We start from the raw sequence: 15719 nt of genomic DNA, 5'->3' as shown, positions 1-15719 counted from the left end.
ATTAACTAAAATATTTCAGTAATAGCTTTGTTTTTTTTATCTAGTTTAGGGAGCTTAAAATAGTTTCCAATAATTAAATTATACTTCTCAGGATAAAAATTATTTCTAGCATCAGATGGATAAAATGTCATTTCTCCAAAGATAGATTTTCCGTTTACAGAATAAAAGTCTACCCTAACAAAAGGTAAGTTAATAGCTAATTTTTTAGCAAGATTAACCATTTCAGAAAGGTTACTTGGTTTGTCAATATCAGTAGAAATACTTTTATAGTTTTTACTTTTCCCAAAGGGTAATAGATTAAAATCCAAATCAAAACAACCTTGTTTATGGTCTTCATCTCTGTCTATATGAACATCAATAAATTTGGGTTTTCCATTAAAGCAATAAAACTTATAATCAACTAGAGTATTTTTATTGTCTTCTTTTAAGAATTTTTCAATAATTATTTTTGGCTTTATATCTTTGTAGGCCCATTCTTGTCCTCTTCGATAGTATTGATTTTTAGTTAGCCATTTTTCAAATAACTTAATAACTTTTTTCTTATCAAGTAGCTCTTTATTTTTTACAATAAGATTATGACCATTGGTGTGGTTAGCTTTTATAACAAATTTATTTGGTAAACTTTCAAAATCAATATCTTTTGGATTATCGTATACAGCATAGAGTTCATTAAGGTATTGAGTCCCAATTTTAGCTTTAACGTAAGACCTTACTTCATATTTATCGGCTAATTGTGTTAAAAGTTTTGGTCTGAAAAAAACCTTATACCATTCTATTTTTGCATTAAAGTCCTTTGGGTTATTTAAATTTAACTTTTTTCCAGAAAAATATTCGTAGTGGTATTTAACGTATTGTTTAGAGGGAAGAAAACGCCACTTTCTTAACGTTCTAACATAAAACCTACGTAATTTCTTTAGCATTAATTAAAATAATTTAAACAAATATAAGATAAAACTAATCTGCTATTTTACAAACCTAGATTTAATAAAAAAACCTCAATTTAACTATTGAGGTTTTTTAGAAATAGAATAATTTATCTAAACCGCCACACTATGCTCACGAAGCGCATCGTTTAAAGATGTTTTCTTATTCGTGCTTTCTTTACGTTTTCCTATAATTAAAGCACAAGGCACATTATAGCTTCCAGAAGGAAATTCTTTAGCATAGCTACCTGGTATCACAACAGAACGGGCAGGAACAACACCTTTATACTCAACAGGTTCATCTCCCGTTACATCAATAATTTTTGTGCTCATGGTTAAAACTACACCAGCTCCTAAAACAGCTTCGGTTTCAACACGAACACCTTCAACCACTATACAACGGCTTCCAATAAAGGCATTATCTTCAATAATAACAGGTGCAGCTTGTAATGGCTCTAAAACACCTCCAATACCAACACCACCAGATAAGTGTACGTTTTTGCCAATTTGTGCACAACTACCCACTGTTGCCCAAGTGTCAACCATTGTGCCTTTATCTACATAAGCACCAATATTCACGTAACTAGGCATTAATATAGTGCCTGGTGAAATGTATGCACCATGACGCGCTACAGCATTTGGTACTACTCTAATACCACGTTCAGCAAAGTTTTTCTTTAAAGGGATTTTATCGTGGTATTCAAAAATACCAGCTTCTAAGGTTTCCATTTTTTGAATAGGGAAGTATAAAACAACTGCTTTTTTTACCCATTCGTTAACTTGCCAACCACCAGAAATAGGTTCAGCTACTCTTAATTCTCCTTTATCTAATAAATCTACTACATGTCTTATAGCAGAAGTTGTAGCCTCTTCTTTTAAAAGGTCTCTGTTATCCCACGCTTTTTCTATGATTTGTTGTAATTCAGTCATCGATATTTAATTTTGGGCAAATATAATAGCTATCATCCAAAAAGGCATTGAATTAGCCACAATAATAAACAGGATTCAATAAGAAATATTCAATTTTCTGATGGGTTTTTAAAGCACTAAAATGTGCATTTTATCTTTTTAACTAATACAGAATAGGGTAAAATGCATAAAAATATGTATTTCAACTAAAAAATAAGCTTTTAAACTATTCATCGATAAAAATTTGTAACTGCACTAGTAATCGAAAATACTGAGTTCTACAACTAATTTTTTGCAGCAAACATATCATCTCGATATATATTTGAACTGTCAAACAATGATAAACAGATGAAAACAAATTTTTACATATTATTAATTTTATTACTTACTGTCTCTTTCGGTAATGCACAAAGTGCTCCAGCTGTAGTTGAGGTAGAAATTAATAAAACTATTTCTACATCTATTGATGATGAAATGGCTACTGTAATTGCAGAAGTTAATTCTATTAAAGAGAATGATTCATTATTAATTGATGCTGTTACAGTAAAAGAAACTATTGCACGTAGTTCTAGTGATATCAGAGTTTACTTAAATCGTAAAAGAAAAGTAAGTAACATCAATTTAGTATTTCAAGGAATAAATAAAGCTACAAGAGCTTAATAAGATAATGTTCAAGTATTAATAATTAAGGTTAACTATTGAGAAAGGCTGTTCGAAAGGACAGCCTTTCTTATTTTATATAGTATTTTTGCAAAAAAAGATAATATGGCAAGAGTTCTTGCAATTGATTTTGGTACAAAAAGAACAGGTATTGCAGTAACCGATGAGTTACAGATAATAGCCTCTGGACTAACTACTGTCGATACAAAGCAATTGCTTCAGTTTTTAAAAGACTATACAACTAAAGAATCTGTTGAGTTGTTTTTAGTAGGGGAGCCAAAACAGATGGATAATTCGGCTTCTGAAAGTGAAGTGCACATTGCAAATTTTATAATTAAATTAGAAAAGACCATTCCCAATATTCCCGTAAAACGTATTGATGAACGTTTTACTTCAAAAATGGCATTTCAAACCATGATTGATAGTGGTTTAAAAAAGAATCAACGAAAAAATAAAGGTTTAATAGACGAAATTAGTGCTACGCTTATTTTGCAAAGTTATTTATATTCCAAATGATTATAGACTTAAAGAATAAATTTTTGTTAAACACAATGCAACACATTTAAGTATTGTATTTTTGTAAAGATTAATAATAAACTAGAATGATTTTACCTATAGTAGCTTACGGAGATCCTGTTTTAAAGAAGCCAGCCAAAGATATTACCAAGGATTACCCAAATTTTGATACACTTTTAGAAAACATGTTTGAGACTATGTACAATGCTTATGGTGTTGGACTCGCTGCTCCACAAATAGGACTACCAATTCGTATGTTTTTGGTAGATACTACACCATTTTCTGAAGATGAAGGTATTTCTGAAGAAGAGAAAGCAGAGTTAAAAGGCTTCAAGCGGACTTTTATTAATGCTAAAATTATTAATGAAGAAGGTGATGAATGGGCTTTTAATGAAGGCTGTTTGAGTATTCCTGATGTTAGGGAAGATGTGTTTAGAAAACCTAATATTACAATTGAATATTTAGATGAACATTTTAAACCACACAAGGAGTCTTTTGATGGTTTAATTGCTAGAGTTATACAACATGAATACGATCATATTGAAGGTGTTTTGTTTACCGATAAACTATCAAGTTTAAAAAAGCGTTTAATAAAAGGAAAACTAAACAACATTTCTAAAGGAAAAATAAACGTAGACTACAGAATGCGATTTCCTGCTCAAAAAAAGAAACGATAATATTTGCAATACACTGAGAAACATTTGATATTTGCGCTTTTCAAATTTTAATTTATGAGTTTAGAAAAAGTTATTTCAATTTCAGGTAAACCTGGGTTATATAAATTAATAACCCAAACACGAGGAGGTTTTGTTGCAGAATCATTAATTGACAAAAAACGTATTTCGGTAAGTATACAAAACAATGTAAGCGTGTTAAGCGAAATTGCTATTTATACATTAACAGAAGAAGTTCCTTTGCGTCAAGTTTTTGAGAATATAAAAAAGAAAGAAAACGGAGCTCAAACCTCTGTAAAGGCGAAAGATGGTAAAGATAAGTTAGAAGAGTACTTTTTTGATGTATTACCTGATTATGATGAGGAAAGAGTATACGCAAGTGATATTAAAAAAGTAGTGCAATGGTACAATTTACTGCAACAACACGGAATGCTTGATGCTTTATCTGATGATGAAGATGAAAAATCTTCAGACGAAGAAGAGTAAAATTCTCGATAGAATATAAAGTAAAACCTCCTATTCTGGGGGTTTTTTGTGCTTTTTTTGTAAGTGTTAGATGTTTTTTTCGACTTTTAAGTGTCTAACAAATCTTAATACAAATGAAATCACTTTGGTTTTTTGACGATGTCAATCTTTTCAGAGTACTCTGTCCCCACAAATTCAAAGCCTACAAGAAAGATCATGAGTTTGACGCCTATAAAAAGAAAGACTACATTTATTTTGAAGAAGACTCTGCAAATAAAGTTTACCTCATAGAAAAGGGAAAAGTGAAAATTGGTTATTACAGCGAAGATGGAGAAGAGGTTGTAAAAGCTATTTTAACACGAGGAGAAATTTTTGGTGAAACTGCTATTTTAGGTGAATCTAAACGGGAAGAGTTTGCACAATCCATCGATAATACTACTAGCATTTGTCCTGTAGGTGTAAACACCATGCATGATTTAATGCGCAATAACCAAACGTTTAGCTTAAAAATATATAAAGTGATAGGTTTTAGGTTAAGAAAATTGGAAAGACGTTTACAACTTTTGTTATTTAAAGATGCAAAAACAAGACTTCTTGAATTTTTAGATGAATTATGTTCTGATTATGGATATGATTGCGAAAAAACAGGGGATAAAGTTATTCAACACCCTTATACACAAAAAGATATTGCTTCTTTAATTGGGACTTCCAGACCAACACTTAATATTTTATTGAATGAGTTAAAGGAAGAAAATGTTATCGAATTTACAAGAAAAGAAATTAGAATGCATATTAAAAGTGCCTAATGTTAGGTAGCTAACATTTCATAATAATCTCGTGGCATACTTTTGAAGTATAATTTAAAACTTAAAAAAAATACCATGATTAAAAGAATGTTTTTGGCAATAATAGCCTTAGGAGTTTTTGCAACTTCTTGTAGTAACGACGATGATAACGAACCAACAAATGCTAATCTAACTTTAAACTTGCAAGGTTTGGAAGCTTTAGGTGATGATTTTGTTTATGAAGGATGGATAATAGTAGACGGAGTCCCTGTAACCACAGGAACATTTTCTTCAGTTACTTTTCCACAAACGTTTTCAGTAAATGCAACTCAATTAGAAAATGCAACTCGATTTGTTTTATCTATAGAGCCAGCAAATGATCCAGATCCAGCACCAGCAGACACCAAACTTTTGGTCGGAGATTTTTCAGGAAATTCAGCAAGTATAAACTCTGAAATTGTAGGAGACTTTAGTAATGCTTCAGGAGCTTTCTTTTTAAGATCTCCAACGGATGAAACTGGAACAAATAATGGTAATGACCATTACGGAGTTTGGTTTGGTACACCAGGGATGCCACCAGTACCTAATTTTAACTTACCGGTATTGCCATCAGGTTGGGCATACGAAGGTTGGGTAATAGGAGAAAGTGGGCCAATTACAACAGGAACCTTTACTGCTTTTGATGCACGCGATAGTTTTGATGATTTTAGTGAAACATCACAACCAGGTCCACCAGTACCAGGTGAGGATTTCTTTATAAATGCACCGACAGGAGAAACCTTTCCTTTAGATGTAAGAGGCAGAACAGTAGTTATCTCTGTTGAGCCAGTTCCAGATAATTCACCAGCTCCTTTTGCAATTAAACCACTAGTAGGAACAGCAGGACAAGAGACTGCTCCAGCAACACATAACTTTGGTCAGAATTTAGGTTCTTTGCCATCAGGTACGGTTACTAGATAAGACTAAAGTTTATTTTTTTAGATTTATGGCGCGGTTTTGTAATAGAAATTGCGCCTTATTAATTTTATATAGGATTGAATAAAAGTAAAATAAAGAATATCATTTTTTTTGTGTTAATAGGGGTGTTAATTATACCACAAACGCGATTACCAATACAAGTATTACTACATAAGAGTTTAGCATTATTTAGCCCATCTGTAGTTGATGATTCTAAACAAAATGTTATTGAGGAATATAATTGGGTTTTAGAAAATAAGAATGGTATTACTCTTAATTTTGAAGAAACCAGAGGAAAAGTTGTTTTAGTAAATTTTTGGGCTACTTGGTGTCCACCTTGCATTGCAGAAATGCCTAGTATGCAATTATTATATGATGATTATAAAGATAAAATTGAATTTGTATTTGTTTCAAATGAAACGTTTTTAGTAATAAATGAATTCATCAATAAAAATGGATACAATTTTGAAGTTTATAATCCCATAACTAGATATCCTGAGCTTTTTAATGTTACTAGTATACCAAGAACTTTTTTGATAAATAAAGATGGTAGTATTGTTATTGATAAAACTGGTGCAGCAAATTGGAATAGTGAAAAAATACGAGAAACTATAGACACATTGTTGTTATAGAGTTTTGAAAAAAGCTTTAATAAAACTCCATGAAAACAAAGACCACATGATTTTTACTTCTTCAAGAAAAGAAGATTCTTCATCTAAAAAACGAAACATATTTTGGATAGAGTTTTTAGCGTAAAACTGTTGAAAAACCCATTCACCCTTTTCGTTTTCATCGTTCAATACTTTTAAAAAAACCTTATCATAAAATTTAAATCGCTTTTTAAATAAATTTTTCGAAATGGGTTGATTATTTTTAATATTATTAATAATCTGTGCTACCTTTTTTTCGGTATGTTTAAAGGAATATCCAGTAGAGCCTTTAACCCAACCACCACCAGTACCAATTTTGGTTATTTTATTAGTACTATAGGCTTCAAAAGGGAAATTAGTCATTGGAATTTGACCCATTTCAGTTTCTATAATGGTGTAATTCTTAATTTTTAAATACTCTATAATATAAGTTTTAATATAGGAATCATAAGTGTCTTCATCTACAACTTCTGAGGTAAAATAGGTGAATTCAACTAATGCTTCAGTTTCAGAAAAAGGTAGGATATAAGTAAATGTGGTTTGGTTATTATCTTTAAGACGATAATCCATCATAGTAATAACATCTTTATCAAAACTATTATGTTCAGTTTTAATAACCCATCCTTTAAAATGCTGATTAATTGAAATGTATTTTTTCGAATCTATAGTGAAGCCTTCAGGTAACCTACTATCAAACACATGTGTAGCAGAGTAATTTTTATTTTTTGTAGTGATATTTACTATTTTACCTTCATTCACGAATTCAACATGCTCTAAAACAAACTCTATATTTTTCTTATCTGAAAGCGTTTTTTTAGCGTAATCATAAAAGTCAATAGATCGTATTGTTTTGTATGAATAAGGATGGAGCTTTAATTCTATGTGCTTTTGAGATGTGATTACAGAAGCTTTATTCCAAGACTGATGCGTAATATTATTCCATATAGATGGTTCGGTTTCCCAAAAACTCCATGTTTTATCGTTAATGTTTTTTTTAGAAGTATCAAATAAAGCAATATGTTTATCATCAAAAAAGCTATCTGAAGCCATATTTATAGCCAGTTGCAGTCCTGCTAATCCATTTCCAATAATAACGTAGTCGAAATGGGATTTTATAGGCATCTGATATGTATGAATATCTATTTTTTGAAATATTTGAAAGGAACGAATAACATTCCAAAACATTCACCATCCTTTTTTCCCAAGTGCTTGTGATGAATCTTGTGCGCACGTCTAACTCCTTTTGCATACCAATTGTTGGCATTCCTAAAAAGTTTAAAGCGCTGGTGTATAAAAATGTCATGAACCACAAAGTACGATAAACCATAAGCGAAAATTCCCAAACCAATTGGTAAACCTGCCCAAAAACTCGTGTACTTCCAAAGTAAAAAGAACCCAATACTTACAATGGCATAAAAAATAAAGAAGGCATCGTTTCGCTCAAACCAATTATCGTGATCTTTATGATGATGGTCTCTGTGCAAACTCCACAGAAAACCATGCATGATATATTTATGGGTAAACCAAGCCATGAATTCCATAAAACAATAAGTTCCTACAAATATAAGTATCCAATATAAGGTTTGCATTTCTTAAAATTTACAATAAATTTAATTGATATTTTACATAACTACGAGCCAAAAGTTCAATTTTTTTTGGGTTAGAAACCCTAATCCTTGAATCTTTTATTTTTAGCGCTGGTGTTTTTTTTAGTTTTTTAAGAAGTTGGCTATAGTATCTGTAAGCCATAAAAACACCAAACTTTGCTTCAATAGGTAGTTTTTTTATACCGCTTAAGCCTTTTTCAAAATCTGCTTCAATATCATCAATAATGTATTGTTTTGATGATTCGTTTAGATTTTTTAAATCTGCATTTGGGAAGTAAGTTCTGTCTAACCCTTCGAAATCTGCTTTTAAATCTCTTAGGAAATTTACTTTTTGAAAAGCAGAACCCAATGTCATGGCTGTATCCTTAAGTTCTTCATATTTTGCTTTATCACCTTTTACAAAAACTTTCAAGCACATTAACCCAACAACATCAGCAGATCCATAAATATATGCTTTGTATTCTTCTTCAGTCATATATTTAGTTTTGTGCAAATCCAATCGCATACTTTTCATAAAGGCATCAACAAGATGTTTATCTATATTGTATTTGTGAAATGTATATTGAAAAGAATTTAAAATTGGGTTAAGACTTATTTTGTCTTTCAAAGCTAATTCTAAGTCTTCTGAAAACTTATTAAATAATTGTTCTTTATCATAATCATGAAAAGAATCTACAATCTCATCAGCGAATCTTACAAAACCATAAATATTATAAATATCACCACGTATTGTGTTGTATAGCATTTTAGTAGCTAATGAAAATGAGGTACTATATGTTTTTGTTACAAGTTTACTACTCTTGTATGAAACGGTATCAAATAATGCTTTCATCTAAAATTGTATGATGTTTTGTTACTAATTCTGCTACTAATTTCCCAGATATTAATGATGGTGGTACACCAGGTCCTGGAACTGTTAATTGACCAGTGAAGAATAAATTCTCTACTTTTTTACTTTTTAATTTTGGCCTTAAAAACGCTGTTTGTAATAAGGTGTTAGCCATTCCGTATGCGTTTCCTTTATAAGAATTATAGTCCTTAATAAAATCATTAATACAGAAACTCTCTTTAAATATAACATCATTTTTTACATTTTGAGATGTTAAATTTTCAAAACGTTCAATTATTTTGTTAAAATAAGTTTCTCTGAGTTTTGGAGTATCTTCTAATCCTGGTGCTAAAGGAATTAAAAATATTCCAGCTTCTTTTCCTTCAGGTGCTGCATTGGCATCAGTTATACTTGGAAAACTAGCATAAAAAAGTGGGTTTTCTGGCCATTTAGGGTTATCATATATAGCCTCAGCATGCACATCAAAATCTACATCGAAAAACAAAGTATGGTGATTTACATTTTTTAATTTCTTATCAAATCCTACATAAAATAGGAGTGATGAAGGAGCAAATGTTTTCTTTTCCCAGTATTTTTCTGAATATTGTCTTAAAGATTTATCTAAAAGTGTTTCTGTATGATGATAGTCTGCTCCACTTACTACAATATCTGAATAAAAGCTTTCACCGTTTGAAACAAGACCTACTGCTTTGTCATTTTTGACTATTATTTTTTCAATGTTTGAGTTAACTTTTACAGTAACTCCAAGTTCTTTAGCTAAATTTTCCATAGCTAAAATTACTTGATACATTCCTTTTTTTGGATGAAAAGTACCTAAACCAAAATCAGCATAATTCATAAAACTATAAAAAGAAGGAGTATCACTCGGTTTAGCGCCCAGAAACAATACAGGAAACTCAAGTATTTTAACTAACCTATCATTTTTAAACTCTTTTCTAACATCTTTTTTTATGGTGCTAAAAAACTGATTAATTTTTTTAATCGTTGCAGGAGTAATAAGTTCTAGTGGTGAAACCCCTGGATTGTAAACTAAATCTTTAATGGCAATATCGTAGTTGTTTTTGGCCTTTTCAATAAATGTGTTTAGTTTTTTAGAGCTTCCAGGTTCTTCTAATTCAAAAGCCTTAGTAATTTTTTCAAGAGTATCTTCTATGGTTATAAAGTCTTCTTTTCCAAAATAAACGCTGTAGGCTGGATTTAATTTTTCTAAAGTGTAATAGTCTGAAGGTTTTTTGTCAAAATCTGAGAAAAATCGTTCAAATACATCGGGCATCCAATACCATGTTGGACCAATATCAAAGGTAAATCCATCTTTTATTAGTTGCCTAGCTCGACCTCCAATAGTACTGTTTTTTTCAAAGATTGTAACGTTATAACCAGATTTTGCTAGATAGCATGAAGCTGCTAACGAAGAGAACCCTGATCCTATTATGTTTATAGTTGATTTCATATTGTTTAACAAATATAGTTAAAAGCTAAACAAAAATAAAATCTTTATATATCTTTAACTAAATTTTCTATGGAATTAAAGATAGAAACTTTATCGGGAATAACTTCTAGCTCCAAATCGTTAAGTTTTTTACCTAATAACAACAACTCGGTATTATCTTTTTCGAGTAAAAGCTCACTAAAATCTTTAATGTAGTCAGGTATGTCTTTAGTTTCAGGGTAAACCGTAAAATATGAGATAAAGGTTATTTCATTAAAAAATTCCAGTAAGTCAGTTAAGCTTTCCATAGGAACACTTTCACCTAAAAAGATAGTATGGAATCCTTTACTTCTTAATTTATAGTTTATGAATAGTAAGCCAATATCATGGATTTCATTATCAGGTAAGAACAAAACAAATGTTTTGGACACCGGTTTAGGTTCTAAAAGTTGAAGTCTTTCTGTATTAAGTAATATTTTTTGTTTAATGTGTACTGATAAGAAATGCTCGTGTGCAGGCGTGATCGTGTTAGTTTGCCATAACAAACCTATCTCGTTTAATAACGGTAGAAAGACTGAATAAAAAATTTCGCTAAAGGTCTTATTTTCAAGTAGATTGTTATAGGTACTGTAAAATAAAACCTGATCAAAATTTATCATAGCCATTTTCAATGCGTTAATGGCATGGTCTTCAACTTTTGCTCTTGACGCTATTTCTCTTACCTTAATTGGGATTTCCTCTTCATCTAATTTTGCAATTTTAGAAATTTTGAGCCCGTTATTATTTAGATAAGAAATATTTAAAAGTTTCTGAAAACTTGTTAAACTATAGTTTCTAATATTAGTATCTGATCGATTGGGTTGAAGAAGATTATATCTTTTTTCCCATATTCGGATGGTATGTGCCTTTATACCAGTAAGGTTTTCTAAATCCTTTATACTAAAATTCACCTTAATATTGTTCATTAAAATTTAAATTTTATTAAACAAAAATACGGTTTTTTATTATATGAACAATAAATTTTATAGACAAAGTACTTTCTCTTTCAAAAATTAATGAATCTATGTTGAAATTTTTCTTTGAATTTTTTAATATTCTGACCATTAGTTCTTTATTCTGTTAATTATTTGAAATATGATCAAACTTAGCTTTTTTGGATTAAGTTTTTTTTATTTTTATGGTCTTGCCAAATAAACTTTAGTTTGAAGTCATTAATAAATTATTTCCTGATATTCCTTTATGTTATTATCACCTTATCTTGTAAGGGAGAAGTTTCAGAGTATACCGTTAGTTTAGAAGCAGATAAGAATGTTTTTATTTCAACCTCATTAATTAATGATAAACACTTTTTAGGAGACGATACTTGCAAATCTTGCCATAATGAACAATTTAATGATTGGAAAGGTTCTCATCACGACAAGGCAATGGAAGTGGCAAATGCAGTTACAGTTTTAGGAGATTTTGATAATACCACTTTTAAGAGTCAAGGTATTATTTCAAAATTTTATAAGAAAGATGGTGTATTTTATGTTAATACTGAAGGTAGAGATGGGAAATATCATGATTATAAAATAGAGTACACCTTTGGCGTCGAGCCACTACAGCAATACATTGTAAAGTTCCCTGATGGGCATTACCAATGTTTGCGAACTGCTTGGGATAGCAAAAAAAACAAGTGGTTTGATTTATACCCAGATTTTAAAGTGGTACATTCAGAGTGGTTGCATTGGTCTCGTGGCGGTTTAAATTGGAACACTATGTGTGCCGATTGTCATTCTACAAACGTTAGAAAAAACTATGATGTAGCAACCCATAGTTATGACACGAAATACGCACTTATAAATGTAAGCTGTGAAGCATGCCATGGCCCCGGAAAAGCACACGTTGCAGCTGTAAATAGAATGGGAGAAAATTACAAGTTTAATGGCGATTTAAAAATGGCAGCAGGTACAGCTCCTAAAGCATTGGTAGGCCAGTGTGCAAGGTGTCATTCCCGAAGAGAACAATATTCTGAATTTTATAATTTTGAAGGTACTTTTTTAGATCATTATTTTCCACAGTTAATTACAAATACAATTTATCATCCTGATGGTCAAATACTAGATGAGGTTTATGTTCATGGTTCTTTTCTTCAAAGTAAAATGTATCAAAACAACGTAACCTGCACAAATTGCCATAACCCACATTCTTTAAAATTGCGGTTTGAAGGTAATAGGCTTTGTACGCAATGTCACGACACTAAGGTTTACGATACACCTAAACATCATTTCCATGAGGCAGATACTGATGGTGCTCAATGTATTAATTGCCACATGACAGGGGAATTTTATATGGGTAATGATTATAGAAGAGATCATAGTTTTAGAATACCTAGACCAGATTTAAGCCTTACCTACGGCACCCCAAACGCTTGTACACAATGCCATACAGATAAAGACGATGCTTGGGCTTGGGAACATTATAAAAAGCGACATGGCGCACCAAAAGCCACACATTTTTCTGAATTATTAGCACCCGCCTTAACTGGCGATCCGCATGGTTTTGAGGCATTATTAGAACTCTCAAAAGATACTATTTATCCCGAAATTGCTAGAGCATCAGCTGTTTCTGCAATGCGTAATTATATTGACGAAACAGCTATAAATACCCTGATTTCGTTTTTAAATGACGAATCGCCTTTAGTACGTGGAGCTACTACAGATGTTTTAAATGAAGTGAATTCTGCAAATGTATCATCTTACATTTTACCATTGCTAAAAGACACCAAACGCAGCGTGCGAGTTAAAGCCTTTATGACCATTGCAGCTTTAGATGTGTCGCAAATACCGGAAGCTTACATAGAGGTTTACAAAAAAGTAGAAAAAGAATTTAACACGCATTTAGAGTCTACTTCTGATTTTGCTGGCGGTAGAGCTAAAAAAGCTTTATACTATGCCAAAAAGGGCGATACCCAAAATGCAATTGTATGGTATGAAAAGGCGATTGCAATTGATAGCTTAAATAATATGATGCGCATGAATTTGGCTAATTTGTATTATAGAAACAAACAATATAACAAAGCAGAAACTGCATTTCAACTCATTATCAAGCAAGAGCCAGAGTTTGCACAAACCTATTTCTCTTATGCGTTATTATTAGCAGAATTAAATAAAACAAAAGCCGCCATTTCGCAAATGGAGCAGGCAATACGTTACACGCCAAATAATACAAGATTTTATTATAATTTAAGTTTGCTATACGATAAGAATGGCGATTTAAACAAAGCAGAAGCAACTGCGGCAAAAGGGTTGGGTAAAGCACCAAATGATGAAAGTTTACTTTATGTTTTAGCTTACATTTATCAGAAGCAAGACAATATAAATAAAGCGGTTGACATAGCAGCGCAATTGGTGGCGTTGTACCCAAATAACCAACAATACAAAAACTTTTATAATCAGTTAAGTCAGTTGCAATAATTTGATGTTAGTATCAAACTAATTGTGCACACGAGAAGATTCGAACTTCCACATCCTAAACGGATACTGGCCCCTCAAGCCAGCGCGTCTACCAATTCCGCCACGTGTGCATTTTTGAGGTATGCTAAAATAAAAAAAGTTAAGCAATAAGCTTAACTTTTTTTGTGACCGGGCTGGGGCTCGAACCCAGGACCCTCTCCTTAAAAGGGAGATGCTCTACCAACTGAGCTACCAGGTCATAATTTCAATACTAACATATTAGCCGTTAGCGGGTGCAAATATAAAATGTTTAATTAATAAAACAATACTTTTTTTGAAGAAATTTTCGTTTTTTTGTGGTTCAAATACGTATGTTTTTAATAATCAATTTATAGCAAGAAAATGATCATTGTATTAATTGGATATATGGCATCTGGAAAGACGTCAATTGGAAAGAAATTAGCAAAAAAATTAGATTATAATTTTCTTGATTTGGATGATTATATTGAAGAAAAAGAAAAATTATCGGTTTCAGATGTTTTTAAAGAGAAAGGAGAAATTTATTTTAGGAAACAAGAGGCTTTATATCTAAATCAATTATTAAAATCTGAGAATAATACAGTCTTGTCTGTTGGAGGAGGAACACCTTGTTATAGTGGAAACATGGCGCTTATTCTTGCTTCAGAACAAGTGAAGAGCATATATTTAAAAGCCTCACTATCTACATTAGCTAACAAACTATTAAGAAAAAAAGCAAAAAGGCCTTTAATTGCTCATGTAGAAACTATTGAGGAAATGACAGAGTTTGTAGGTAAACATTTATTTGAACGTGTTCAGTTTTATAATCAAGCTGAAATAAAAGTATCAATTGATGGTATTACCAAGGATGATGTAGTAGAAGATATTGTTCTAGAATTATTCTAAAACAACTTCGTAATTTTTTCCTTCTAAAATTACTTCAACATGTTCATGTAAAGAAGTAGAGAGTGAAATGCCTTTAAAATCGGCTTTCACAGGATACTTTTTATGATTTCTATTTACTAATACAGCTGTTTTAAATTGTTTTAAAGGGACATTCAAAAAATGCTTTACGCCATATATCAATGTAGTTCCAGAATTTAAAACATCATCAACCAGCACAATCGATTTATCTTTGTATTCTTCTGGAGAAATAGAAGTTTTAATGTCTACCCATGGTTGTTTTTTATCTACAATAACTTTACAAAGTATGGGGTTTATATCTGATATTTTTTGAAGAATAGATTTTAATTTTTTAGCAAATACATAACCATTTTTGTCAATCCCAGCTAAAATCACTTCTTTTTCATCAACATTAGTTTCATAAATCTGAAATGCAATACGTCTTATTTTATGATTTATTTCTTTATGATTCAGGATTACATTATTTTTAACTGTCATAATCGGTCATTGTAAATTAAAATATAAAATTACTCATTTTCATTTGTAAAATCATCAATATCTCGTCTATCTTTTTTTGTAGGCCTCCCAGTACCTTTTTTTCTATAATAATCTTTTGAGTATTTTAAGAGTTCTTTAGCTTCAAACTGTTCTTTTGGGGTTAAATCGGTTCTGAATATATCAACCAATTTAGCACCAACTCTACTTTTAGGAATATCATTAACTTTCAACTTAAAGTTTATTTGGTCTTTCCTGAGCTCTATAATATCTTGTGGATAAACTTCTCTACTAGGTTTTACAATATCTTCATTGACTTTAACTTGACCTTTTTTACATGCTGTTGTAGCTATTGTTCTTGTTTTGTAATACCTAATGCACCATAAAAATTTATCTATACGCATACAATTAATGTGTTAAAGGGCGTTAATATTGTTGTGCAAG

18 protein-coding genes and 2 tRNA genes are annotated in these 15719 nt (G+C 31.1%); 9 read left to right on the top strand and 11 right to left on the bottom strand.

Going from position 1 to position 15719, the window contains the following annotated elements; all coding sequences use genetic code 11:
* Positions 1–5: 5 nt before the first annotated feature.
* Both Q0772_RS11630 and Q0772_RS11625 read right to left on the bottom strand, forming a co-directional pair.
* On the bottom strand, positions 6–920 hold the full coding sequence (locus Q0772_RS11630; protein ID WP_298344768.1) for an ATP-grasp fold amidoligase family protein: 915 nt from the start codon (positions 918–920) through the stop codon (positions 6–8).
* Between the two features lie 117 nt (positions 921–1037).
* Complete coding sequence (locus tag Q0772_RS11625; protein WP_298344765.1) at positions 1038–1853, bottom strand: 2,3,4,5-tetrahydropyridine-2,6-dicarboxylate N-succinyltransferase; 816 nt, start codon at positions 1851–1853, stop codon at positions 1038–1040.
* A gap of 327 nt (positions 1854–2180) precedes the next feature.
* On the opposite strand from Q0772_RS11625, the gene Q0772_RS11620 reads away from it, so the two are divergent.
* From Q0772_RS11620 to Q0772_RS11590, 7 genes are all read left to right on the top strand, one after another.
* Complete coding sequence (locus tag Q0772_RS11620) at positions 2181–2492, top strand: hypothetical protein (protein WP_298344762.1); 312 nt, start codon at positions 2181–2183, stop codon at positions 2490–2492.
* Positions 2493–2597: 105 nt separating this feature from the next.
* Positions 2598–3008 carry a Holliday junction resolvase RuvX gene (ruvX, locus tag Q0772_RS11615; RefSeq protein WP_298344759.1) on the top strand — a complete coding sequence of 137 codons (411 nt, stop codon included), beginning with the start codon at positions 2598–2600 and terminating at the stop codon, positions 3006–3008.
* Between the two features lie 86 nt (positions 3009–3094).
* Complete coding sequence (def, locus tag Q0772_RS11610) at positions 3095–3685, top strand: peptide deformylase (RefSeq protein WP_298344756.1); 591 nt, start codon at positions 3095–3097, stop codon at positions 3683–3685.
* A gap of 54 nt (positions 3686–3739) precedes the next feature.
* The gene (locus tag Q0772_RS11605; RefSeq protein WP_298344753.1) at positions 3740–4168 is read left to right on the top strand and encodes a DUF5606 domain-containing protein; all 429 of its coding nucleotides are present in this window, start codon (positions 3740–3742) and stop codon (positions 4166–4168) included.
* A 113-nt stretch (positions 4169–4281) separates the two neighbouring features.
* Complete coding sequence (locus Q0772_RS11600) at positions 4282–4953, top strand: Crp/Fnr family transcriptional regulator (RefSeq protein ID WP_298344749.1); 672 nt, start codon at positions 4282–4284, stop codon at positions 4951–4953.
* A 75-nt stretch (positions 4954–5028) separates the two neighbouring features.
* Complete coding sequence (locus Q0772_RS11595; protein WP_298344746.1) at positions 5029–5892, top strand: hypothetical protein; 864 nt, start codon at positions 5029–5031, stop codon at positions 5890–5892.
* A 74-nt stretch (positions 5893–5966) separates the two neighbouring features.
* Positions 5967–6521 carry a TlpA disulfide reductase family protein gene (locus tag Q0772_RS11590; protein ID WP_366105648.1) on the top strand — a complete coding sequence of 185 codons (555 nt, stop codon included), beginning with the start codon at positions 5967–5969 and terminating at the stop codon, positions 6519–6521.
* Here Q0772_RS11590 and Q0772_RS11585 read toward each other — a convergent pair.
* Genes Q0772_RS11585 through Q0772_RS11565 form a run of 5 tightly spaced genes read right to left on the bottom strand, consistent with a single transcriptional unit; the run spans position 6516 to position 11390 of the window.
* Complete coding sequence (locus tag Q0772_RS11585; RefSeq protein WP_366105646.1) at positions 6516–7724, bottom strand: lycopene cyclase family protein; 1209 nt, start codon at positions 7722–7724, stop codon at positions 6516–6518. The genes Q0772_RS11590 and Q0772_RS11585 overlap by 6 nt on opposite strands.
* Positions 7679–8128: a sterol desaturase family protein gene (locus tag Q0772_RS11580; protein WP_298344743.1), complete on the bottom strand. Its 450-nt coding sequence runs from the start codon at positions 8126–8128 to the stop codon at positions 7679–7681. Before Q0772_RS11580 ends, Q0772_RS11585 begins: the two co-directional genes overlap by 46 nt.
* A 10-nt stretch (positions 8129–8138) precedes the next feature.
* Complete coding sequence (locus Q0772_RS11575) at positions 8139–8978, bottom strand: phytoene/squalene synthase family protein (protein WP_298344740.1); 840 nt, start codon at positions 8976–8978, stop codon at positions 8139–8141.
* The gene (gene crtI / locus Q0772_RS11570; protein ID WP_298344737.1) at positions 8962–10446 is read right to left on the bottom strand and encodes a phytoene desaturase family protein; all 1485 of its coding nucleotides are present in this window, start codon (positions 10444–10446) and stop codon (positions 8962–8964) included. Before crtI ends, Q0772_RS11575 begins: the two co-directional genes overlap by 17 nt.
* Before the next feature lie 44 nt (positions 10447–10490).
* A complete protein-coding gene (locus Q0772_RS11565) occupies positions 10491–11390 on the bottom strand; it encodes a MerR family transcriptional regulator (RefSeq protein WP_298344733.1) in 900 nt (299 codons plus the stop codon).
* 237 nt (positions 11391–11627) lie between these two features.
* Here Q0772_RS11565 and Q0772_RS11560 point away from each other — a divergent pair, with 237 nt between their 5' ends.
* The gene (locus Q0772_RS11560) at positions 11628–13880 is read left to right on the top strand and encodes a tetratricopeptide repeat protein (RefSeq protein WP_298344730.1); all 2253 of its coding nucleotides are present in this window, start codon (positions 11628–11630) and stop codon (positions 13878–13880) included.
* Between the two features lie 25 nt (positions 13881–13905).
* Here the strand turns inward: Q0772_RS11560 and Q0772_RS11555 are convergent.
* A tRNA-Leu gene (locus tag Q0772_RS11555) sits at positions 13906–13990 on the bottom strand.
* A 55-nt stretch (positions 13991–14045) separates the two neighbouring features.
* Positions 14046–14118, bottom strand: a tRNA-Lys gene (locus Q0772_RS11550).
* Positions 14119–14261: 143 nt separating this feature from the next.
* On the opposite strand from Q0772_RS11550, the gene Q0772_RS11545 reads away from it, so the two are divergent.
* Positions 14262–14783 (top strand): shikimate kinase, encoded by a 522-nt coding sequence (locus tag Q0772_RS11545; protein WP_298344728.1) that lies wholly within the window; start codon positions 14262–14264, stop codon positions 14781–14783.
* On the opposite strand, the gene Q0772_RS11540 is transcribed toward Q0772_RS11545, so the two are convergent.
* On the bottom strand, positions 14775–15278 hold the full coding sequence (locus Q0772_RS11540) for a phosphoribosyltransferase domain-containing protein (RefSeq protein WP_298344725.1): 504 nt from the start codon (positions 15276–15278) through the stop codon (positions 14775–14777). The genes Q0772_RS11545 and Q0772_RS11540 overlap by 9 nt on opposite strands.
* 29 nt (positions 15279–15307) lie before the next feature.
* Positions 15308–15679 (bottom strand): S4 domain-containing protein, encoded by a 372-nt coding sequence (locus tag Q0772_RS11535; RefSeq protein WP_298344722.1) that lies wholly within the window; start codon positions 15677–15679, stop codon positions 15308–15310.
* Positions 15680–15719 lie beyond the last annotated feature (40 nt).

This window comes from uncultured Algibacter sp. (assembly GCF_947490405.1).
Taxonomy (GTDB): domain Bacteria; phylum Bacteroidota; class Bacteroidia; order Flavobacteriales; family Flavobacteriaceae; genus Algibacter_B.
This window is presented reverse-complemented; position numbering and strand designations above follow the sequence as displayed.